19 protein-coding genes and 1 riboswitch are annotated in these 21,624 nt (G+C 44.3%); of the genes, 9 read left to right on the top strand and 10 right to left on the bottom strand.

Annotated features, from left to right (window positions below):
- Positions 1 to 113 precede the first annotated feature (113 nt).
- Positions 114 to 323 carry a DUF2892 domain-containing protein gene (locus tag HUJ21_RS21175; protein WP_291372629.1) on the top strand — a complete coding sequence of 70 codons (210 nt, stop codon included), beginning with the start codon at positions 114 to 116 and terminating at the stop codon, positions 321 to 323.
- A gap of 59 nt (positions 324 to 382) precedes the next feature.
- Here the strand turns inward: HUJ21_RS21175 and HUJ21_RS21170 are convergent, their stop codons facing one another.
- Positions 383 to 2,884, bottom strand: coding sequence for a zinc-dependent metalloprotease (locus HUJ21_RS21170; protein ID WP_291372628.1), 2,502 nt, complete (start codon positions 2,882 to 2,884; stop codon positions 383 to 385).
- 105 nt (positions 2,885 to 2,989) lie between these two features.
- On the opposite strand from HUJ21_RS21170, the gene HUJ21_RS21165 reads away from it, so the two are divergent.
- A complete protein-coding gene (locus HUJ21_RS21165; RefSeq protein WP_291372626.1) occupies positions 2,990 to 4,126 on the top strand; it encodes an NAD(P)/FAD-dependent oxidoreductase in 1,137 nt (378 codons plus the stop codon).
- Positions 4,127 to 4,191: 65 nt separating this feature from the next.
- Here the strand turns inward: HUJ21_RS21165 and HUJ21_RS21160 are convergent, their stop codons facing one another.
- The 5 genes from HUJ21_RS21160 to HUJ21_RS21140 all read right to left on the bottom strand — a co-directional run bounded on the left by HUJ21_RS21160 (position 4,192) and on the right by HUJ21_RS21140 (position 11,509).
- Positions 4,192 to 6,597, bottom strand: coding sequence for a TonB-dependent receptor (locus tag HUJ21_RS21160; protein WP_291372625.1), 2,406 nt, complete (start codon positions 6,595 to 6,597; stop codon positions 4,192 to 4,194).
- Between the two features lie 86 nt (positions 6,598 to 6,683).
- Positions 6,684 to 6,780: riboswitch (TPP riboswitch) on the bottom strand.
- A gap of 49 nt (positions 6,781 to 6,829) precedes the next feature.
- Positions 6,830 to 7,897 carry an acyl-CoA desaturase gene (locus HUJ21_RS21155; RefSeq protein ID WP_291372624.1) on the bottom strand — a complete coding sequence of 356 codons (1,068 nt, stop codon included), beginning with the start codon at positions 7,895 to 7,897 and terminating at the stop codon, positions 6,830 to 6,832.
- Between the two features lie 131 nt (positions 7,898 to 8,028).
- Entirely contained in the window at positions 8,029 to 8,577 is a 549-nt protein-coding gene (gene gldD / locus HUJ21_RS21150; RefSeq protein WP_291372623.1) for a gliding motility lipoprotein GldD, read from the bottom strand.
- A gap of 53 nt (positions 8,578 to 8,630) precedes the next feature.
- Positions 8,631 to 9,242 (bottom strand): nitroreductase, encoded by a 612-nt coding sequence (locus tag HUJ21_RS21145; protein WP_291372622.1) that lies wholly within the window; start codon positions 9,240 to 9,242, stop codon positions 8,631 to 8,633.
- 14 nt (positions 9,243 to 9,256) lie between these two features.
- On the bottom strand, positions 9,257 to 11,509 hold the full coding sequence (locus tag HUJ21_RS21140) for a TonB-dependent receptor (RefSeq protein ID WP_291372621.1): 2,253 nt from the start codon (positions 11,507 to 11,509) through the stop codon (positions 9,257 to 9,259).
- Positions 11,510 to 11,655: 146 nt separating this feature from the next.
- On the opposite strand from HUJ21_RS21140, the gene HUJ21_RS21135 reads away from it, so the two are divergent.
- The 5 genes from HUJ21_RS21135 (at position 11,656) to HUJ21_RS21115 (ending at position 17,467) form a co-directional block, all read left to right on the top strand.
- Entirely contained in the window at positions 11,656 to 12,198 is a 543-nt protein-coding gene (locus tag HUJ21_RS21135; protein ID WP_291372620.1) for a gluconate 2-dehydrogenase subunit 3 family protein, read from the top strand.
- Between the two features lie 15 nt (positions 12,199 to 12,213).
- On the top strand, positions 12,214 to 13,914 hold the full coding sequence (locus HUJ21_RS21130) for a GMC family oxidoreductase (protein ID WP_291372619.1): 1,701 nt from the start codon (positions 12,214 to 12,216) through the stop codon (positions 13,912 to 13,914).
- A gap of 115 nt (positions 13,915 to 14,029) precedes the next feature.
- Positions 14,030 to 14,401: a DUF3127 domain-containing protein gene (locus tag HUJ21_RS21125; protein WP_291372618.1), complete on the top strand. Its 372-nt coding sequence runs from the start codon at positions 14,030 to 14,032 to the stop codon at positions 14,399 to 14,401.
- Between the two features lie 493 nt (positions 14,402 to 14,894).
- Positions 14,895 to 15,233 carry a hypothetical protein gene (locus HUJ21_RS21120; RefSeq protein ID WP_291372617.1) on the top strand — a complete coding sequence of 113 codons (339 nt, stop codon included), beginning with the start codon at positions 14,895 to 14,897 and terminating at the stop codon, positions 15,231 to 15,233.
- A gap of 203 nt (positions 15,234 to 15,436) precedes the next feature.
- Complete coding sequence (locus HUJ21_RS21115; protein WP_291372616.1) at positions 15,437 to 17,467, top strand: glycoside hydrolase family 3 N-terminal domain-containing protein; 2,031 nt, start codon at positions 15,437 to 15,439, stop codon at positions 17,465 to 17,467.
- Positions 17,468 to 17,507: 40 nt separating this feature from the next.
- Here the strand turns inward: HUJ21_RS21115 and HUJ21_RS21110 are convergent, their stop codons facing one another.
- Positions 17,508 to 17,699, bottom strand: a complete 192-nt coding sequence (locus HUJ21_RS21110) for a hypothetical protein (protein ID WP_291372615.1) — start codon at positions 17,697 to 17,699, stop codon at positions 17,508 to 17,510.
- A gap of 57 nt (positions 17,700 to 17,756) precedes the next feature.
- Here HUJ21_RS21110 and HUJ21_RS21105 point away from each other — a divergent pair, with 57 nt between their 5' ends.
- Together HUJ21_RS21105 and HUJ21_RS21100 are read left to right on the top strand one after the other, a co-directional pair.
- A complete protein-coding gene (locus tag HUJ21_RS21105) occupies positions 17,757 to 18,026 on the top strand; it encodes a hypothetical protein (protein WP_291372614.1) in 270 nt (89 codons plus the stop codon).
- Between the two features lie 148 nt (positions 18,027 to 18,174).
- Positions 18,175 to 19,134, top strand: coding sequence for a YihY/virulence factor BrkB family protein (locus HUJ21_RS21100; protein ID WP_291372613.1), 960 nt, complete (start codon positions 18,175 to 18,177; stop codon positions 19,132 to 19,134).
- Positions 19,135 to 19,275: 141 nt separating this feature from the next.
- On the opposite strand, the gene HUJ21_RS21095 is transcribed toward HUJ21_RS21100, so the two are convergent.
- From HUJ21_RS21095 to HUJ21_RS21085, 3 genes are all read right to left on the bottom strand, one after another.
- Complete coding sequence (locus HUJ21_RS21095; protein WP_291372612.1) at positions 19,276 to 19,761, bottom strand: hypothetical protein; 486 nt, start codon at positions 19,759 to 19,761, stop codon at positions 19,276 to 19,278.
- Between the two features lie 131 nt (positions 19,762 to 19,892).
- Positions 19,893 to 20,411, bottom strand: a complete 519-nt coding sequence (gene purE / locus HUJ21_RS21090) for a 5-(carboxyamino)imidazole ribonucleotide mutase (protein ID WP_291372611.1) — start codon at positions 20,409 to 20,411, stop codon at positions 19,893 to 19,895.
- Entirely contained in the window at positions 20,408 to 21,547 is a 1,140-nt protein-coding gene (locus tag HUJ21_RS21085) for a 5-(carboxyamino)imidazole ribonucleotide synthase (RefSeq protein ID WP_291372610.1), read from the bottom strand. Before HUJ21_RS21085 ends, purE begins: the two co-directional genes overlap by 4 nt.
- Positions 21,548 to 21,624 lie beyond the last annotated feature (77 nt).

Raw genomic sequence — 21,624 nt, 5'->3', positions numbered from 1 at the left:
AATCGCTAAATTTAGCTAATAAAAAAATTGTTAAGGTTGATTCTGGTCTGCCTCCTTTGTCTTTCCATTATCTATGGCCTGGTAAAGTTATTTATTCACTTAAACACATCGTCATGAAAAAGAACATGGGTACTGCCGATCGCGTTGTCAGAACCATCATTGCGCTGGTGGCCATTTACTTGTATTATACAGGAGCCGTAACAGCCACCCTGGGTACGGTTTTAATGGTGGTTGCCGCCATATTCCTGCTGACCAGCCTGGTTAGTTTTTGTCCCTTGTATACCTTATTTGGGATGAAAACCTGTACAAACAGGGAAGGGTAACCCCGGCTCATAAAAAACAAGCCAGGGTTATTGGTTGAAACTTACTTTAACAAGGATTTTCAGTCAGGATCCAAAATGCTTTTGATCCTTTCCAGGCTATCCTCAAGGTGAATTTTGCTCATCCTATCGGAAGTCCTCGGAATGGCCCGTTCAATCTGGCCCTGTAGGGTTTTGAGGCATGCCCTTGCCGCCGGGCGGATATCCGACTGGGAAGCATTCAGGGATGCTGCGGATCTCCCACTGGCCTCATCGGTAAGCAATACCTGCAGTCTTTCAATATGCGCCCGCTGCAAACTCCTGCGGTTTACATCAATGGATTTTCCATCAGGTAATTCCGACCATATTCCTTTTCTGAGATCCTCCATTAGCTCCAGCAGGTCATAGGCCTCTTGACCGTTGATGGCATTATTCTCCATCACACGGCCCAATCTACCCCATTCAAGAACAGCATTCAGGGTGTTTACCTGCAACTTTCTGATGCGGTCCAGCAGCCCGAAATCTTCAATTCTACTGGTAATGGCAGTATCTGTGAGCCAATCCTGGCTGGCAAACAATTCCCGGTTCAAAAAAGCCATGGCCTCCTTTTGAGTAGTCTTATCTACATGGGTATATACTGGCTCATCCTGTTCGGCAGCTTTATAGATTTCATATACGCCTCCGATATTGGTCTTTACATGCCCCATATACCGGTTGAATTGCCCCAATACCTGACCATATATTTCCTCCAGATCACTGTAATCCTTAAATGGCTTGTCTTCATCGGCAGTCCATTCGATCAGGTTTGGTAGTATCCTTTTCAGGTTTTTGATCCCATATTCCGAAGCTTTCATGGCATTATTGCCCAGGTCCTCACTTTGGGTACTAGGATCATATACATTGCCCTGCCTGCCATATCTAAAAACAGGATCTCCATTTTTCTCTACAATCCATTGGTCCAGAATAGCTTGCTCCTCTTCCGGTGAATTGGCTTCGGGTATAGGCCTGTAACCCCAGCCAATTGCAAATTTATCATATGGACCTACTTCAGGGTACACATGCACCCCCTCATCCTCTGGCTGAGCAATATAATTGAAACGGGCATAATCCATGATGGATGGGGCGGTTCCATATTCGGCCGTAAACGTTGCCGAGCGCAGGGAGTCTACCGGATAAGCAAAGGAAGAAGCAAAATTATGGGGCAATCCCAAGGTGTGTCCGACCTCATGTGCAGATACAAAACGGATCAGGCGGCCCATCACCTCATCCTTAAACTCTGTTCCTCTGGCCTCCGGATTGATGGCAGCCGTCTGAACAAAAAACCAGTTGCGCAGCAGGTTCATCACATTGTGGTACCAGCCGATATCCGATTCGATGATTTCACCAGAACGGGGATCTGATACATGGGGACCATAGGCATTTTGGATGTCTGAGGCAAAGTACCGGATTACTGAGTACCTGGCATCTTCAGGATGCCAATCCGGATCTTCTTCCTTACCAGGGGCATCTTTGGCTACAATGGCATTTTTAAATCCTGCTTCTTCAAAGGCCACATTCCAATCCTCAACACCTGCCTTGAGATAGGGTACCCACTTTCGGGGAGTGGCTGGATCAATGTAATAGACAATTTGCTTTTTTGGTTCAACCAATTCACCGGCTTTGAATTTCTCCATGTCTTCCTCCTTTACTTCAAGCCGCCAACGATCCAGGTAGGTCCTTTTTCTCGCCTTTTGGGCATCTAATCCATAATCTGTAACCCCTGTGCTGAACCAGCCTACCCTTCGATCTGCCAGGCGCTGCATCATGGGCTCCTCCGGCAACAATACCATACTGCTGTTCATTTCTACGGTTATCAATCCCGTGCTGGCATTGGAAGGAGGCTCGGAAGCAGCATAAGTAAGCACATATCTTGCCTCAATATTGGTAGGATAGGTACTTATTCGATCCACGTAGGTGCGGTCCGTATCCAGTCGGGATACTTTATACTGTTTCCGACGGCTATTTTGCAAGCCCAGTGCCTGAACATCCTTCGAAAAAAGATCGGTTACTTCAATTACCCAGCCTTTATCATCCTTACCCCTTGCCTCCACATCAAAGCGATAAAGAATGGGTTCCAGGTTGGAATTCCTAACTGCATTATAAATCGGCAGGGAGTCAGCGGCGGTGTTGGAATAGGAAACCACCTTTAGTAAAATGTTCTTGTCGTTCTTGTCCCAGCGCAACATTTGGGTATTGGTCCTTTCACCTCCATAGCCGATTCCCGTGGCTGTTTTGGCAATAGTAGTAACCATCAGCATCTCCCTTCCCAGCATATCTTCCGGAATTTCATAATAGTATTTTCCTTCTACATCATGAACGGTAAACAGACCACTTTTTGAAATGGCCTTATCGGTAATGACCTCACTGTATGGCTTTAAACCATCTTTTGTTTTAGGTTTTTCCTCCTCTTTTTCGGCTTCCTTTTTGTCCTTTTTCTTAAAAATCCATTGTGCCTGGGCCTGATCTGCCAAAATAAGGTTTAAGCCCAGGCCTGCACAAATCAACAAAAAAAAGGAGATCCTGAAATTCGGAATATGTTTCTTCATTATAATTTGATTTAATTGAATGCCGAAATTAAAGTTTTAAATTGAAACCTATACTAAATTTTTACCAGAAATAAATCCCAATACCTTAAACCATAAGAATAGATAATGGTTAGATCTTCGAACATGTTTGAAAACCACATTATAATCGTAGGAGGAGGTTTATCAGGTCTTACTGCTGCCTATCTTTTGGCCAGGCAGGGTAGGAGTGTGTTGGTAATTGAAAAAAAGGCTTATCCCTTCCACCGGGTCTGTGGGGAGTACGTTTCCAATGAAGTAAAGGATTTTTTGGTCAAAGAGGGATTATTTCCATTCGAGCATTATCCAGCCAGCATCAATCATTTCAGATTAAGTGCAGTAAATGGTGATCAAGCAGACTTCCCTTTGGAACTGGGTGGTTTTGGCATCAGCAGGTATGTTCTGGACAATCATTTTTACCAAAAATGTCTGGGGGAAGGGGTAAAATTTCTCCAAAAAACCCAAGTAACAGCTATTGATTTCTTACCTGAAAAACAACACTTCATGGTGGAAACCAGTGAAGGGTCATCACTTCCCGCCGCCTTTGTATTGGGAGCATATGGCAAAAGGTCAAAAATTGATAAGCAGCTCAACAGAGAATTTGTTCAACAAAGAAGTCCCTACATCGGGGTCAAATACCATATAGAAATAGCCGGTCAGGAAGACCAAATAGTAGCCTTGCACAATTACAATGGGGGTTATTTGGGAATCAATAAGATTGAAAATGGCCGTTTTAACCTTTGCTACCTGGGCAGCAGGGAACAACTCAAGACTGCAGGCAGTATCGGGGCCATGGAAGAAAAACATTTATTTGCCAATCCTCATATCCGGGAAATATTTAAAAAAGCTCATTTTTTATGGGACAGGCCGGAAGTCATCAATGAAATCAGCTTTGCCACCAAAGCTCCTGTAGAAAACAACATCCTGATGCTTGGGGATGCTGCAGGCATGATTACCCCACTTTGCGGTAATGGTATGGCCATAGCCATACACACGGGCAAACTGGCTGCAGATGCCTTGTTGAAACACAATAAATTAGCAGACATTCAGCAATGCTATCAAAAAAATTGGAAAGCATTTTTTCAGTCTCGTCTAAGATTAGGCAGGAATGTTCAAAAACTATTCGGTGCCCCTATGGTTTCTTCCCTGGCTGTTGGTCTGCTGAAAAATTCTTCTTTTCTTTCCAAAAAACTAATTCGTCAAACTCACGGAAACCCGATCCGGTAAAAGAAAACCCCAAAAGGTAATCTTTTTCCTTTTGGGGTTTGAAAAATCAATCATACCTGGGGTTATCAAAACCGAATGGAGACACCAGCCAGAAAATTGGTCCCCGCCATGGGATAATAGTAGTTTTCAGTTACCAGTTCCCTGCCATTGGCACCTTCATTTGGCACAAAATAGCTAAAAGTATACCCATTTGGTTCGTACAATTCATTGAAAATATTGTTCACCTTTAATGAGAAATTCAATTCCCTGACCCAACCGGGGGACCAGCTATAGGACAGCCTAAGGTCTGTGGTCCAGAATGGGTCGAGACTCCTGTCTTCTTTTTGTGTGTTGTCCAGGTACTGCCGGCCCACATATTTGTTGAGCAGACTGATCTCCATATTTTCCAGAGGCCTGAAATCGATGATAGCACTACCCACCAGGCCAGGGGAAAAAGCAATATCCGTGTCCGAATAGGTGGTGCTTTCCTGACCTGCGAAACCCCAATTTTCATCATATACGTCATTGTACTCTGTAAAGGAATCGATCTTGTTTCTGCTCAGGGCAATGTTTCCTCCAAGGGTCCATCGGGGGGCCACCACCACTGCAGCATCCAGCTCAATACCGGCCCTGTAGCTGCTAGCCACATTTTCACGGATATATGCCCCAACATCATTTAGCTGACCTGTAAGTACCAACTGGTCCTTGTAACCCATATAATAAAGGTTGGCACTGTACTGGTAACTGGTCTTATTTATCCTGAGCCCGGCCTCTACGTTATTCAATTTTTCCGGTCTGGGGATTTCAGTCAACGGGGAATCCGTAAAATCCGCACGCACAGGCTCACGATTGGCCACTGCGTAGGAAACATAAAGGGTTTTCCCATTTCCTGTTTCATAGGATATCCCCAATTTGGGATTGAAGAAGTTATAATCCTGGCTACCGGAGATATCCCTGAGATCACTGTTTATCCCGTTAAAGCGGTAATAAATATTCCGCCATTGAAGGTCTGCAAACAAGTACAACCTGTCTTGTACTTCGTAGGTAGTTTTCAGGTACAGGTTACGGTCATCTTTTACCGCTACATTGTCATAATACCTGTCTCTGATGTTGGTACCACCGGTGACTCCCATCCAGATGATTTCGCCAAAATGGTCCCCATCATACCGGTTGGCTCCCCCACCCACAATGGCATCCAACTTCCCATCAGTGGAAACGTAGTTGAGCGAAAAAACGGCTCCATAAAAATCATTGTCCAGCCATCTTCTACGAATGATATCGGTACTGTTGATCAGCTCATTGCCAATGGATATGGGCTCAATCCCATAATTATCGGGCAGGTTGTCGTCAGGTCTGAACTGTTCGTAGTATCCCTGCCCCTGGGTGTAGTGCAGCGCAAAGTTGGCTTTCATATTGCTTCCCCAATTCCCTGCGTAAATAAATTGGTAATGGTCTTGCTGGTAATTATCGGTTTCATTTTCATAGGTATAACCATTGTAGGTGCGGTTGTTCTCCAGCAGGTTTTCGGGCACGCCATTCCATGCCTGATAGGTTTGTTCCGATCCAGAGAAAACATTGACTTTGAATACATGGTCCTCACCAAAATATCCTCCCGAAACGAAATAAGACTTCAGGTCAGAAAATGCCCGGTCTATATACCCATCGGAAGAAATTCTGGAAAGCCTTGCATCCACAGCCCATCTGTCATTGATCAGGCCTGAACCTGCCTTGACAGTATGCTTTCTGGTATTGAAAGAGCCAAAGGAGTGGTCTGTTTCTGCATAGGCTTCCTCCTTTTTGGTATCGGTTTGGATATTGAGGCTGGCGCCAAAGGTAGCCGCTCCATTGGTAGAGGTACCTACACCCCTTTGAATCTGTATGTTTTCTACGGAAGAGGCAAAATCGGGCATATTGACCCAGAACACACCATGGGATTCTGCATCGTTGAGGGGAATACCATTCACGGTAACATTGATTCTGGTCTGGTCAGTGCCCCGGATCCGCAAACCTGTATATCCCACACCGGCTCCGGCATCTGAATGGGTGACAATGGATGGGGTATAATTGAGCAGCAAAGGCAAATCCTGACCGAGGTTGTTTTTTGATAGCGCTGCTTTGTCTATCATCTGAAAGGTAGTAGGGGTGGTGGCCGATGCCCGGGTCCCTGTTACGATAAACTCCTCTGTGGTCAGGGTCAGGGGATTCAGGCGGATGAGCAGCGATTTCCCGGAAGAAACCGGGACAGTAAGTCTGTGGGTCTGGTATCCTACAAAAGTTACCCTTAGAGTGTAATTCTTTTCATTCAAACCCTCCAGACTAAATTTTCCTTCCCTGTCAGCGACAGTACCTTTTTCTATTTCTTCGATATAAATATTGGCTCCTGAAAGGGCCATGCCATTATCGGCATCAACTATTACCCCTTCAATATGGTATTGGGCCTGGGCCCAATGGCATAGCAACAGAAAAACGGTTGCCAGATACATGCGAAACATAACTTAAATTTATTTCTTCGGTTAAACATGAAAGGAATAAAGGGGTATTCCTTCTTTTAGTTGTTTACCCAATAGCATTACGTACGATTAGCTATTTCTCATTTCCCTTCGCCGGCACTACCCGGATCAGGTAATATGGGTATGATCTCAGCCCGTGATATTGGGGCACCCCTAATGATCTTTTGACAAATGTAAGCGGTATTAATGGAATTGGCAAGCTTGCCAGGAGAAGTTAGGCTTTACCCAGAACCCTCAAGTGTCTGAAATGAGACAAAAAGGCCCATCGGAGTTTTTCATGCTCCAGATAATTGATGTTATAATCCTTACAAGCCTGTTTGATGATTTTGCTGATTGCCGGGTAATGGATATGTGAAATTTTGGGAAAAAGGTGGTGCTCCACCTGATAATTGAGGCCTCCCAAAAACCAGGTCAATAATTTATATCCCGTAGCAAAATTAGCTGTGGTACGGATTTGATGGATCATCCATTCGTCTTCCAGACTATTGGTAGCCGGAGATGGTACAGGAAAGGCTGTTTCTTCCAGGCTATGCGCCAATTGAAAAACCATGGTCAGTAAAAGACCGGCAAATAAACTGTAGACCAAAAACCCAACTATCCACTGACTCCATCCCATCATGTACACAGGAATAGCGACAAATAATATCAAATGAATGGCTTTAAAGCTCCAAAAGCTAATGTGGTCAGAAAGTTTCATCTTCTGAATAGGAACCATGCCCACTTTTCTGGTCACATATTTTTTATAATCGGTAAAAAATACCCAATACAAATACAATAATGCATAAGTTAAAGGGAAATAATAATGCTGGAAACGGTGAATTTTGAATTTCTTCTGACTCGGGGAAAGCCTTAAAAAAGAACCGGCATTGAGATCATCATCCACCCCTTCCACATTGGTATAAGAATGGTGTACCACATTGTGTTTGGTTTTCCACATGAACACATTTGCACCAAGAAAATTGATGGAGATTCCCGCCATTTTATTAATCCAGGCTTTATCACTAAAGCTGCCATGGGCGCCATCATGCATGACATTGAAACCAATAAAGGCCGTCAAAGCACCTAAAGCCAAACATTCCACCAAGGCAATGGCCCAGTGGGGTGTAAAGAAAACCAGGTGGACGTATAAAAAGATAAACGACAAAACCATGACCCCTGCTTTAAAGTAAAGCGGACTGTTTCCAGAGCGGGGTAATTTCTTGTTTATGAAATATTCTCCAACTCTCTTCTTCAGGTCCTGATGAAAAGAAATGGTAGACTTGGAAAATTTTGGCGTTGCCATATATTATTATTTAAATTGTAATAGGGTGATTATCAATGGGTGGAATGCAGAGAGGTGGGGCTGTGTGAAAATAAACCTAAATAGGCCTATAAGCACATAATCTTGTAAGATAGACAATTAAACTGGCATTATCAATCAAATTCAACAGTATTAATCAGATGCATCATGTCCGTTTTGATGTATTCGATGATTGGAGCAAGGGAATCATTTTTTACGGCTGTCCTGAAATACAAGGCGCCGCGGAGAAAATGTTGGGTAGAGTCAGTTACAAAAAACTGAAACTGGGTAGGTACTTCACCGCTTAATTCGGCAACCAATCCGGTATATCCTGTAGGAGTCCTGACTATCCCTTCATCAATACCGTAAGCTTTGATCTGATGTTTGAAAGTCAGGTTAAGGGCATCGTCGAGGTAGGATTTGAGATTTTCCTTTTTCCCTTCTATCGCCTTATATGTAAGGTGTACTCTCGCATTAAGGGAAGTATAATGCAGGTTGATCCAATTTTTCTCTTCCAGATTAAAGGAGTCAGGTTCGATTTGCAGGTGGCTGGAATGCTCAAAAGAATAGGGAAGATCCATATCCAATGACTCAAACTCGTGGTCGGGAAGATCTATCCGGTTATATCCTTTGGGTTTGGGAATAAAATCTTCACCACAGGCACTGAACAGCAAGATGACCATGAAAAACCAACAAATGCTCCTTGCAGGTTTAGGGCCATATTTTTGCAAGGACCTCATTTTTCCTTAATCCAGGTTACTTTTTCAGAAATAGGATTTCGTCTGCCCTCGGGCCAGCGGTCGGATGCGGGCTTAGCCACATAGAAAAAGCCCATCAGCATGTCTTCCTCTTCCAGACCAAAAAAAGGTTTGGCTTCGGGCCAGAAAGTAGGACCACCAGTACCCCAATAAGCCGCCAAACCATGGGCACTTGCAGTCAGGTACATGTTTTGAACTGCCATGGACACGGCCGCTACTTCTTCCATTTCGGGAAGGTTGGCCCTCAAGTCCTTCTTCATGCAAATGGCAATGATGTGGGATGCCTTCAGGGGGTTTTCTCTGAACTTGTTGTAGGTGGCGGCTATAAATTTGCCGGATTTCTCACTTCGCTCTTTGTAAAGGTTCGATTGAAATTCAGCAAGTTTGTGCAAGCCTTCACCGGAAAAAACCACAAATCTCCAAGGCTCTGTCAGCTTGTGCGTAGGGGCCCAATTGGCATTTTCCAACATTTCCAAAATGATGTGATCATCAACAGGGTCATTTTCCTTAAACTGGGCCACAAACTGCGACCTTCTGTTCCTGATGATTTTATTGACTTCTTCTATATTAAATATGGGTCTGTTATTCATAATCAATCTAAATGCTAATATTTTAAACCAACCTTTATTCCTCCATAAAAGTTTCTTGTTGCGGCAGGCTGAAAATACCTGCCTCCAAAGGGGTTCAAGTCATTGCCCAGACTGTAACTGGCATTCGATAGGTTTTCCACCCCGGCAAAAACTTCTACATCCAACCTGGTACTTGCACTTCCCCTCCAGCCGGCTCTTGCATTCATCAGGTGATAGGCATCCTGGTAGACAGTATTCGCATCATTGAGCGGGATATCATCTACAAATTGATGGGTAAAATTAAGGTAAAACCCAGGCCTGGTCCGAATATCCACCTGATTTACCACAGTATGGGGAGCCACTCCTGTCAGGTCATTTCCTGAATAGTCGTTTTCTCCCTGTACGAAATCTGCAAATGTAAAATAATGTCCTGCAAATGTATGGGTAAGTTTCAGTTCTTGTACAAAAGCCAATTGATTCCGAATCAGGGCATAATCCACCAATACTTCAATTCCCTTTTGATCGGTAGCACCTGCATTCCGAAACAAGACTACTCCCTGCTCATTGGTAAAAGTGGTGATGGTTTCATCCAGTTTGAAATAAAAAGCAGAAGCATCTACATTGACCCTACCCTGATTGAAGCTGGAGCGATAACCTATCTCATAGTTGATCCCCTTTTCTGCTTCCAAATTCAGGTTAATGGTGCCTTCGTTGGTCCTAACCTCATCAATGGTTGGGGGTGAAAATCCCGAACTGATACTGGCATGCAGTGCGGCTGTGGGGTTTAGTTTTGCGGATAAGGCAATCCTGGGGATGATTACCGGATCAAAAGTTCGCCTGGCCGTAGAAGGCATCCCATTGATCGCATCGATATTTCTTGCAATGTCAAAGCTGGAAAAATTTTCGCTGAGGCCCAGTGTCATCAAAAACCTGTCTGAAAGTTCTGCTTCTATCTGCTGAAAAAGGAATGCGGTGGTGGTCAGCAATTCATCACTAAACCGAACCGTATCAGCTTGTCCGCCCCGGTTGCCAAAATTCTGGGCTGCAGTTTTGGAAAACTGGTATTCTCCCCCGCCAATCAGTCTTACTGGAATGGGTCCCCAGGTACCATCATAGTTAAAGCTGGACCTGCCGCCATAGCTAAACTGTGTCTCTTTTTTATAATCCAGGTTAAATGGATTTTCAAAATCCACTGTATTGATATAAATTGAAGTTTTATTGCTGAAATTAGGGTTGAATTGGTAATCGTGCGACAAAATACCATACATGGACTGCTGATCAATGGATGCATTTTGGGCAGCCGATCCGGGTCTTGCCTGACGGGGATTTTCTTCCACCTGGGCCGCTGTCAGCGCACCCGGCAATTCGTAATAAAGGTCGGAATATAACAACTGTGTGGTCAGTCTTTGCTTTTCAGATGGCTTGAAATGGGCTGTCAGCTGAAGTACCTCTCTGTCCATGGCGGTATGATCGCGGTAGCCGTCTGCTTTTTGTTTGACGTAGGCCACTTTGATCCCACCCTCTTCCATTTGCTGGTCTACTCCTATTCGATAACGGACCATGCCAAAATCGCCGAAAGAAAGATCTGTACTGATTTTATTTTCTGTTACCTCCTGATCACTACTGAAACTGATCACTCCCCCGTTACCTGCGCCATAAATGCTTCCGGCAGGCCCCTTGATGATTTCCGTATTCTGAATGTTGGAGAGATCCAGCATGTTGAGGGGGGTGGTCCCATCTGCTGCTGTGAAAGGCATGCCATTCCAGTAGACCTTAACATTTCTAACACCAAAAGGAGCACGCAGGGAACTTCCACGAATTGAGATCCTGTAGCTGGCAGGAGCCCTTTCCTCTACCCTGATACCAGGTTTGGTATTAAATGCATGGACCAAAGAATTTTCATTGAACCGGTACAAATCTGACTCGCTAACCCTGGCAATCCCTGCGGCCTGTTCTAAAAGAGGTCTTTCAGAATCAAAAGAACTCACCACCACCTCCGTAAGGGAATTCTCTGCCCGCTGCAAAGATACGGTCAACAGGCCGGAAATAGGAACCAACACCCGCCGGCTCTCAAAGGCCACATGACTCAATTGCATTTCGGTAGGTTCATCCAGTGTCAGTCTGATATTTCCCTCCCCATCAGCTACATAAGTTTGCTGGTTATTTCCTTTCAGGGAAGCATAGGGAACAGGCTGCTGGGATTGCCCATCCAGAACTTTGATCGTGGTCTGGGCCTGAATGATCCATGGCAATAAAAATAAAAGAATAAAGGTTACAATTCTAAGCATCAAGTTTAGTTTTTAGCATTGAATATACGGAATGTCAAAATTACCCCATTTTCGCGTTAATCCACCACCGATAAAAAAAACCTGTGGCACTTAATCAAAAAATCAATAACTTGTCGCTACTAATTTCAATTAATCTACCAATAAAGATGGATAGAAGATCAGCCATGAAGCAATTGGCGGTCCTCACAGGAGGTGTAATCATGATACCATCCTGCGATTTCAGTGAGGAAGCCATTTTGCAAGCCTATCAAAACCTAAACATTACCGCCTCCCAGAAAGCGCTGTTGACACGGATCACCAATACCATTTTTCCCGGGACTACCTTGAAAAGGGCGGAAGAGATTCAATTGCAGGATTTCGTTCTTGTCATGTGCAATGATTGTCTCAAAGAAAACCAACAGCAAAGCTTTGTAGCGGGTCTGAAACAATGGGATGATTTCACTAAACAAAATTTTGGCCAGGCCTTCTCAAAAATGGATCAAAAGGAAGCAGCGGATGCGATCCGGCAGACCATGGGCATGGAAGCAGCTCCAGAGTCTGATGCAGCCCTCATGGCGAAATTTCTGGCCATCACCAAACAATTTGCACTGCAGGGCTACCTGAATTCCGAGTACTTCATGACGGAGATCAAACCTTATGAATTGATTCCGGCCCGTTTTTTCGGAAACAAAAAGATTGAAAACGCATAAAAAGAAACATACGCCATGGCGAATTTGAATATAAAAAGCAGACAAGAAAACACCTATGATGCCATCGTGATCGGATCGGGCATGAGTGGAGGCTGGGCAGCCAAGGAGCTTTGTGAAAAAGGACTGAAAACACTGGTACTGGAAAGGGGGAGGGAAGTAAAACATGTACAAGATTACCCCACCACCAACATGATGCCCTGGGAATTTGAGCACCGGGGCAATATCCCTGAATCTGTCAAAAAAGAAAACCCGGTAGTCAGTCGCTGTTATGCTTTCCGGGAAGATGCCCAGCATTTTTTTGTCAAAGATACCGAACATCCCTATGTCCAGGAAAAGCCTTTTGACTGGATCAGGGGCTACCAAACCGGTGGGAAATCCCTGCTTTGGGCCCGGCAGGTACAGCGTTGGAGCGATTTTGATTTTGAAGGCCCCGCCAGGGATGGCTTTGCCGTGGACTGGCCCATCCGGTACAAGGATATCGCTCCCTGGTACAGCCATGTAGAAAAATTTATTGGCGTTTCAGGTAACAGGGATGGTAAACCAAATTTGCCGGACGGTGAGTTTTTACCTCCTTTTGAACTCACGGCAGGGGAGCAGTACTTTAAGGATTTTCTCAGGGAAAATTATCCGGAAAGGGAAATCATTGTGGCCAGGTGTGCCCACATTACAGGTAACCAGGAGTTTTATGCCAAACAGGGAAGGGCACTTTGCCAGAATCGCACCCTTTGCCAAAGGGGCTGTCCCTTTGGAGGCTATTTTAGCAGCAACTCTTCCACCTTGCCCTGGGCCGCCAAAACGGGTAACCTGAGCATGCAGCACCACGCTGTGGTACATTCCATCATTTATGATGAGGATAAAGGAAAAGCTACGGGAGTACGGGTAATAGATGCGCAAACCAAAGAGACCACCGAATATTATGCTGAGGTCATCTTTGTCAATGCCAGTGCCCTGAATACCAACCTGATATTACTCAACTCCACATCAAACCGCTTCCCCAATGGTCTGGGCAACGACAGCGGTGTACTCGGCAAATACGTGGCATTCCACAATTACCGGGCAGGTATTTCCGGAGAATACGATGGCCTTAAGAACTATACCACCGAGGGAAGAAGGCCCACATCCGGTTATTTCCCACGCTTCAGGAATGTCTACAAACAGGAAACTGATTTCCTGAGAGGCTATGCGGCAGGTTTCAGTGCCAACCGCAGCATGATCAATGACTACTCCGGAATTGGAGATGAACTGGAAAAAGCCATGACCCGGGAGGAATATGGTCCATGGAGGGTCGGATCACACATGATGGGTGAAACCATTCCCAAAGCCGAAAGCCAGGTAAATTTGGATCCCAACCTTAAAGATGCCTGGGGAATTCCCCAGCTGAAAATATCCATGGATTACGATGCCAATGATGAGGCGATGATCAAGGATTATCTGGAACAAATGACCGAAATGTTTGAGGCGGCGGGCTTTACCAATATCCGCACCCGCGACGACAAGCGGGCACCCGGCTTGGACATACACGAAATGGGAGGAGCGAGAATGGGAAAGGATCCCAAAACCTCGGTCCTGAATGAGTGGAACCAGATCCACAGCTGCCCCAATGTATATGTAACGGATGGAGCCTGTATGACTTCCACCAGTACGCAAAACCCCTCTCTGACCTACATGGCTTTTGCTGCCCGTGCAGTGGATCATGCGGTAAAGAACCTGGGATAGGGGGCTACAATAAAATCCGTTTGCAAGCCAGTTCGGTGTATATTCGGATGGGAGAAGGTTTTAAAATCCAATCGCTTTTAAGTACCTTCGTTTTTTCAATCATCAACCAGCAAACATGGAAATATCAGGAAAAATCATTCAGGCACTAGAAGAGCAATCAGGCAATGGCAGGAATGGGACCTGGCGAAAAAGGGATTATATCATGGAAACCCCGGGTCAGTATCCAAAAAAAGTCTGCCTTACCGTTTGGGGCGATAAAATTGACCAGTTTAATATACAGGAAGGCAGCGAAATCACCGCCAGCATAGAAGTGGAAAGCAGGGAATACAATGGAAGATGGTATACAGATGTGAAGGTTTGGCGGGTAAACAGTCAGGAAAATAACAATGGAGGCGGAGGAGGAGCTGCAGCTGGTACCCAGAAAAATGACCAGCCCGATGTCAGCACTTTCAGCGATGACAGCGAAGGAGATATTTTGCCTTTTTAAAAATTCGAAAAAATGCTTTCCTCATGGATTGACCAAAACAAATCTGTAGATTTTTTGGTCAATCCATTGCAGGATTTGTACCCATTATCAATAGATAAGTTGCTAAATATTTAATGTCCCGTATGGGCATTAATGGCCCAATACTTGATTGGGCAGGGGTTCGATATTCTATTTTTTAGCCGGAGGGTGGCACCAGCTTTCAGCCTCTTTTTTTAGGCTTTAGTTCAGCAATAAAGTAAAAACAGGTTATCCCCGAACCATATGTTGTCAGCCAGGGGGATTATAGGACAGTTGGCAGATTTATGTATTTTTTGATTATATTTAATGTATACTGCTCAATAAGAATACATTATGTCCTTAAGTCTTTCCTTAAAACGATCCTATTTTACCTTCGAAGTAATATTATGCAGGCATAACGGTTTCTCTATTTTCCGAATGCCGCCATTCCTTTTGTCATTAAAAACTAATTCTTTAACAAATCCCCAATTCCATTATGAAAAAGCTATTCAAACCCGCCAGTCTGCTATTTAGCTTGCTTTCCCTTGTCGTCTTCTTTTTGATTGGAATGTTGTATGCAGGTTGGATTGATGCGGGAAAGGGACAGGGTTTGGCCGGTGGCGCCATAGTATTGGGCTGGGGGCTGATTTTTGCTTTGATCGCTTTTATAGCCTCTTTTTTTTTAACCTACCGCCTCATACACAAAAAAATCATTGTTTTAAACTGGGTTTTGTTTGCTCTTTTGCTGGCAACTTATGGTATCACCCATTACCGGTATGTGCAAAGGGAAAAATTACAGGAAGAAAAAGACATCCCAATAATGGAAGAGAGGTGATAAATTGCTAGTCCAATATAATTTGTTGAGCTAAAATTATTGTCTTCTTTTTTCTAGTGAAAACTAAAAAATGTGGAAAAGGCAAGGTTTTTAGGCCTATTGGGCAAAAATCTTTTCGGGAAACGAATCATTTATGGCATTTTTCTCTAATTTGACAAGATCATCTTCCTTTCGAATCGATTGTATTAAAATTTTGAATAACCATGAGCTACCTATTCCGACTTTCTATTTTATTTTTCTGCTTCCAGGGCCATGCACAGGGCACCTATTCCCACCAACCCCCAGTCGAAGCCCGGGCTGTTAATCTTTTACATGAAGGACAATTGCGTTTCAAAGACCTTAACAAAAACAAGCATCTGGATGGCTATGAGGATTGGCGCCTTCCGGTGGAAAAGCGGATCGAAAACCTGCTTGGCCTGATGAACTTGGAAGAAAAGGTGGGCATGCTACTGATCAATACGCTGAATGCAGGAGAATACGGGAAAATGACAGCACAGGCAGTCCAATTCATAGAAGATGAAAAAATGACCCGCTTTGTATTCAGGAATGCGCTAAAGGATAAGCCAAACCGATCAGCTGCAGGCAACTCTTTTGGTGGTGTGGAGATCAACCCCTATGAGGCTGCCCAATTTACCAATTCTATCCAGGAACTGGCAGAGAATACCCGGCTTGGTATACCCGTTGTTTTTAAGTCCAATGCCAGAAACCATGTGGACTTTGATGCCAGGGCGGGAATAAATGTTTCTTCCGGGTCTTTTTCCGGCTGGCCCAAAGAAAGTGGTTTGGCAGCGACAAGGGATATGGCATTGATTGCTGACTTTGCCAAAATCATGGCCAAAGAATGGACTGCCGTTGGCCTGCGTGGCATGTATGGCTATATGGCTGACCTGTCTACCGAACCACGCTGGTACAGGGTGCATGAAACCTTCACCGAAGACAGTGAGTTGGCCTCCAATATCATATCGGTATTGGTCAAAAACCTGCAGGGCGAATCCCTGAATACCAATAGCGTTGCCCTGACCATCAAGCATTTTCCCGGTGGAGGCCCACAGGAAGGAGGAGGAGATCCCCATTACGACTTTGGGAAAAACCAGGCCTATCCATCGAATAATTTTGACTATCACCTGGCACCCTTTCAGGCGGCTATCGAGGCAGGCGCATCATCCATCATGGCCTATTATGGCATTCCTGTAGGCCAACCCTACATGCCCAATGATGTAGGAATGGCCTTCTCAAAGGGAATCCTTACGGATTTATTGAGGGATAAACTTGGATTCAAAGGTTATATCAACTCTGATACTGGCATCATTGGGGATCGGGCCTGGGGACTGGAAGACAAAAGCATAGAGGAGCAAATCCTCATTGCCATTGAAGCAGGGACAGATGTGCTTTCCGGATTCAATGACAATAAACAACTTTTGGACTTGGTTCAATCCGGGAAACTTTCAGAAAGCAGGGTCGATCTTTCTGTAGAAAGGTTGTTAAGGGAACAATTCGAATTGGGATTGTTTGAAAATCCTTACGTGGACCCCAACCGGGCGGCTTACCTGCTGGGGAATCCGGCACACCAAAGGAAAGCCGATATCGCCCAAAGAAAATCGATCGTACTGCTGCAAAACAAAATAAACCTGCCCATGGCACTGCCTGAAAAAGGTGACTCACTCGTGGTATATACCATGGGTGTGAATCATGAAGTCTTTGCTGACCCAAAATGGGCAGCCATCAAGGCAGTTGCCGGTGATCAGCAGGATGAAAATGATGGCGTTATGCAAATCAGCGATGATATTGACTATGCCATCATCAGGGTAAATGTTACCAACAGTGGAAGAGAAAGTGGACGTCGCTTTGGGGGTGCAGCTCCCAAAGAACTTGATATGCTCGCATTTTCAGCAATGGATGGATCCACATCCTGGGAAATTAGCCCTTCTTTGACTGAAATAAAAAGTATTATGGATAATGTTGGCCCTGAAAATACCATTTTGGCCATTGATTTCAGGCAGCCCTATGTGCTGGATGAAGATTGTGGTTTTCTCAATTCAGGCGCAATTCTGGCCACTTTTGGCGTCAATGATGCTGCCCTGCTGGACATCCTTACCGGAAAATTCAAGCCAAGCGGAAAGCTTCCCTTTGCCCTGGCGAATAAACCAGAAGCTGTAGTAGAACAGGCACCCGATGCACCGGGATATCCTGAAGACGATACCCTCTATCCTTTTGGATTTGGCTTGACTTATTGAATAGATTTTATTGGGAAAAATTAAATAAACACAGGTATGCTTACAAATACCACCAAACCTTCTCTTTCCCTAAAATCAGGCCCAACATTTTTGCATAAAAAAATGACATGATAAGCCGTTCCATATATCTCTTTTTAATTTTTTTGTTGTTTTCTGTCACAGAAATCCATGCCCAAAGCGATTCTTTGTTGGTAAAAAACAACCAATACCTGATTGGGGAAATCAAATCCATGGAAAAAGGGTTTTTGCAGGTCTGGCGTTCAATAATGAGAATTTTTCAGGAGAGTCTATGGACCAGAGGAGTGTTGAAGCATGGATTGCCTCCGAATTGAATATTTTCGATATGGGTGATGTAAGCCTGCTCAGCAATATTTTTGATTACCCAAGCCTAACGGAAAAGGACAGGGTAAGAATTGATTACCGGTTGGACCTCAAATACGACATGCCTTTGGATTTTTACATCAAAAAAGGCATGACTTTGAATTACGATAATCAGCCATTTCAATCTTCCCGCTCAGCGGATTATATCTGGCAAACAACCCTTGGATGGAGTTGGTAATGGAGAGAGATTAAGCATGATAAATAATTTACCTTGTATAATTTGACGGTTACCCCATTTGGAATAAACGGAATATTACATAATAAGGGCATGATTAATGCTAGATGAAAATATTGCCTGCTATTCAGGTAATATTTATTTTTTTGAAATGATAAGAAGAAAAAGTGCCCATTTAAAAAAGCCCGGAATATTTAAGATCGTCCATTTACCCGGACTTTTTTGGAGCGCTGGTAAAATCTGGAATGCTAACAATCCCTGGAGGCTTGGGGCGGTAGTAGCCTATTATGCCGTTTTGTCGCTACCTGGTTTGCTGATCATCATTATCAACACGGTTGGCAATATTTGGGGCAAGGAAATTGTTGAAGGGCAAATTACGGGCGAAATTTCAGAAGCACTAGGTGCAGATGCAGCCTATGCGGTAATTGCCATCATAGAGAATACCCAAAAAGATGGCAGGACCTTATTTGCTACCATTTTTGGTATTGCGGTGTTGGTATTTGGTGCTACAGGTGTATTTTACCAGCTCCAGATATCCATGAATGAAATTTGGGGTGTGAAAATTGATCCTAAAGCTGGATACTGGAAAATTATCAAAGACCGGGCCTTGAGTTTGGCATTTGTCATGGCCATTGCTTTTTTATTGATCATTAGTTTTGTAATTTCTACAGCATTGACTTTGGTCAGTACCTACCTGGCTCGTTTATGGGAACCCGGATATGTGGAAATTGCTTATGTATTGGAGTTTTTGTTTTCCACAGGTGTCCTGGGAGGCTTGTTTGTTTTGATTTTTAAATTTATGCCCGACATGAAAGTCCGCTGGCACTCAGTTTGGCTGGGAGGGTTTATCACGGCCTTTTTATTTAACCTGGGAAAAATCCTGCTGAGCCTCTATTTTGGAATTGCCGAACCTGCTTCCACCTATGGAGCAGCTGGTTCGGTGGTGCTGGTATTGCTATGGGTATCTTACTCCTGCCTGATCTTGTTTTTTGGGGCAGCATTTACGCGCGTTTATGCTGAAAAGTATGGTCCAGAACTCCATCCTGAGGACCATGCTATGATTGTGAAAAAAAAGGAAATAATCATTGAAAAGGGAAGCAGAAATTTGTGATTTAAAAACCAGCATTTTAAATGCTCACCAAGAGGAAGTCATTATGGGAATGGATTATTTTTCAGGAAGATTTATATAACGTTATGTTTTATTCCAGTACAGGTCTCCATAAATTCATTCAATTTCAGGTCACTGAAATAATCACAGCTTGGTAAATGTTTTTTTCGGGTTGCAGCGGGCAGAAGAAACTGGATTACAGGAAAGATACATGTCCAATCGGGTTCCATTCTCATCTAATGCCAGGTCGGCCCAGGTCTCAGGGTAAGGGTTCACAGCGCTAAGTTGATCCAATTCCCCATAAAAAGTGCCTCCAACATGGAGCAGGCGCTTGCTTTCCCGCATCATTAACCGTCTCCCTTCCAGCGTGTAATTACCTTCTGCCAAATACCTGTAGCCCAGCATCACATTGGTATCGGGATCCCAGTAACCCATCCAGCGCTCAAAGGTATCATTATCGTAAAAATTAATGGTTTCCACCTGCACCAATTTCAGGTCTTGGTTTTCGATTTCAAATCGTTCTTTCCAGGTACCCGTCAGTGCCCCTGGGAGAATGGGCGCTTCCGAATCTATACAAGCAGTATGAAAAAAGAAAAAAGCTATCATCGGATACGCAATTGCAGATTTCATGGGAGGTAATGTTATAGTTATACAGAAAAGAAGGATAAATTTCCCCTTTTGTCCCATTTCTATGGTAAAAATTGAATTGCCCTAAAAAAATCACTAAAATATATGGAAATATAACGGTAATAAAATACGACCTATTCCCCCAATATTTTCCTCCAACCCTTTTGTTCTACTTCCTGTGCACTGGCTTCCACCTTTGCCTTCATGGATTTTTTGAAAGCTGTCATGCGGTTGCCTACCGCTTCATCAAAAGCCCCTACGATGGAAGCAGCGAGGATACCGGCATTCTTTGCCCCATTCAATGCTACTGTGGCTACCGGAATACCTGAGGGCATCTGGAGAATTGAAAGAATACTGTCCCAGCCATCGATAGAATTGGAGGACTTTACAGGCACCCCAATTACCGGTAGGCTGGTCAGGGATGCCACCATTCCCGGGAGATGCGCTGCTCCCCCTGCCCCGGCTATAATTACCTTAATGCCTCTTTCCCTTGCCTTTCCGGCATAATCGATCATCCTATCCGGTGTCCTGTGGGCCGAAACGATCGTTAGCTCGTAACCAACTTCGATCTCCTCTAAAAATTTCGCTGCTTCCGCCATGACCGGAAGATCCGACTGGCTTCCCATGATAATGCCTACCTTGATATCGCTCATGCTTTAATTTTAATTAATTCTTTTATTCGCTGAGCTTTCTCTCTCAGCTTTTTCATATCTTCTTCCAACACCGTCACATGTCCCATTTTGCGAAAAGGTTTGGTCAGTTTTTTTCCATAAAGATGCAGATACACCCCTTTTTCCTGAATCGCTTCATCCAATCCCTCCACAAGTGCTTCGCCTGTAAACCCGGCTTCACCCAGTAAATTGACCATTGCCGCTGCACTCCGAATACCGGTATACCCCAAAGGCATGCCCATCACTGCCCGAAGATGCTGCTCAAACTGAGAGGTGAAATTTGCTTCTATGGTGTGGTGACCGCTATTGTGCGGGCGGGGGGCAATCTCGTTGACAAGAATTTCCCCGTTTTTCGTAACAAACATTTCCACCGCCAACAAGCCTACCATACCCAATTTCTCGATCACCTCGATGGCCAGGTCCTGCGCCTTATTGTCTGTTTCAGATGAAATGGTTGCCGGTGAAAATAAAAATTCTACCAGATTGTGTTCGGGATGGAAAGCACATTCCACTGATGGGAAGGTTTTTACTTCTCCCTGTTCATTTCTGGCGACTATCACAGCCAACTCCTTGTCAAAATCCACAAACTTTTCGAGTAAACCCGGAGCATCAAAGGCCTTGTCCAGTTCAGCGGCCTCCCGGATGAGCTGTACGCCACGCCCGTCGTAGCCCTCTTTCCCCAATTTATGCACCGCAGGCAAGAACTCCACATGTTGCCTCACATCTTCTTTGTCATCGGTCAGCAAAAATCGGGCAGTAGGGATATCATGATCCAGGTAAAATTGTTTTTGCTTCCTTTTGTCCTGAATCATTTCAATGATATGGGGCTGGGGAAAAACTTTTTTACCTTCCTTCTCCAATTGATACAGGGCCTGCGTATTGACGTGCTCAATTTCTATGGAAACCACATCACATGCCTTTCCAAAGTCATAAACAGTCTGGTAGTCCTTCAAATCTCCCTGAACAAAATGGTTACATAGGTTTTTACAGGGAGCATTTGCATCAGGATCCAGGATATGAATGTTCAGGTTGTAATTGATCCCTGATTGAATGAGCATCCTGCCCAATTGCCCTCCACCCAAAATACCTAAGGTTTGTTGCTGGTAATTTATGTGCACGATATTGCTGGTTTACTATATATTGAAAGCAAAAATAGGTATAATATACGAATGGAAACAAAAAAAGCCGCCCATTT

This window comes from Cyclobacterium sp. (assembly GCF_014762705.1).
Classification (GTDB): Bacteria; Bacteroidota; Bacteroidia; order Cytophagales; family Cyclobacteriaceae; genus Cyclobacterium.
Note: the sequence above shows the minus strand (reverse complement) of the source record. Positions and strands in the feature narration are given on the sequence as shown.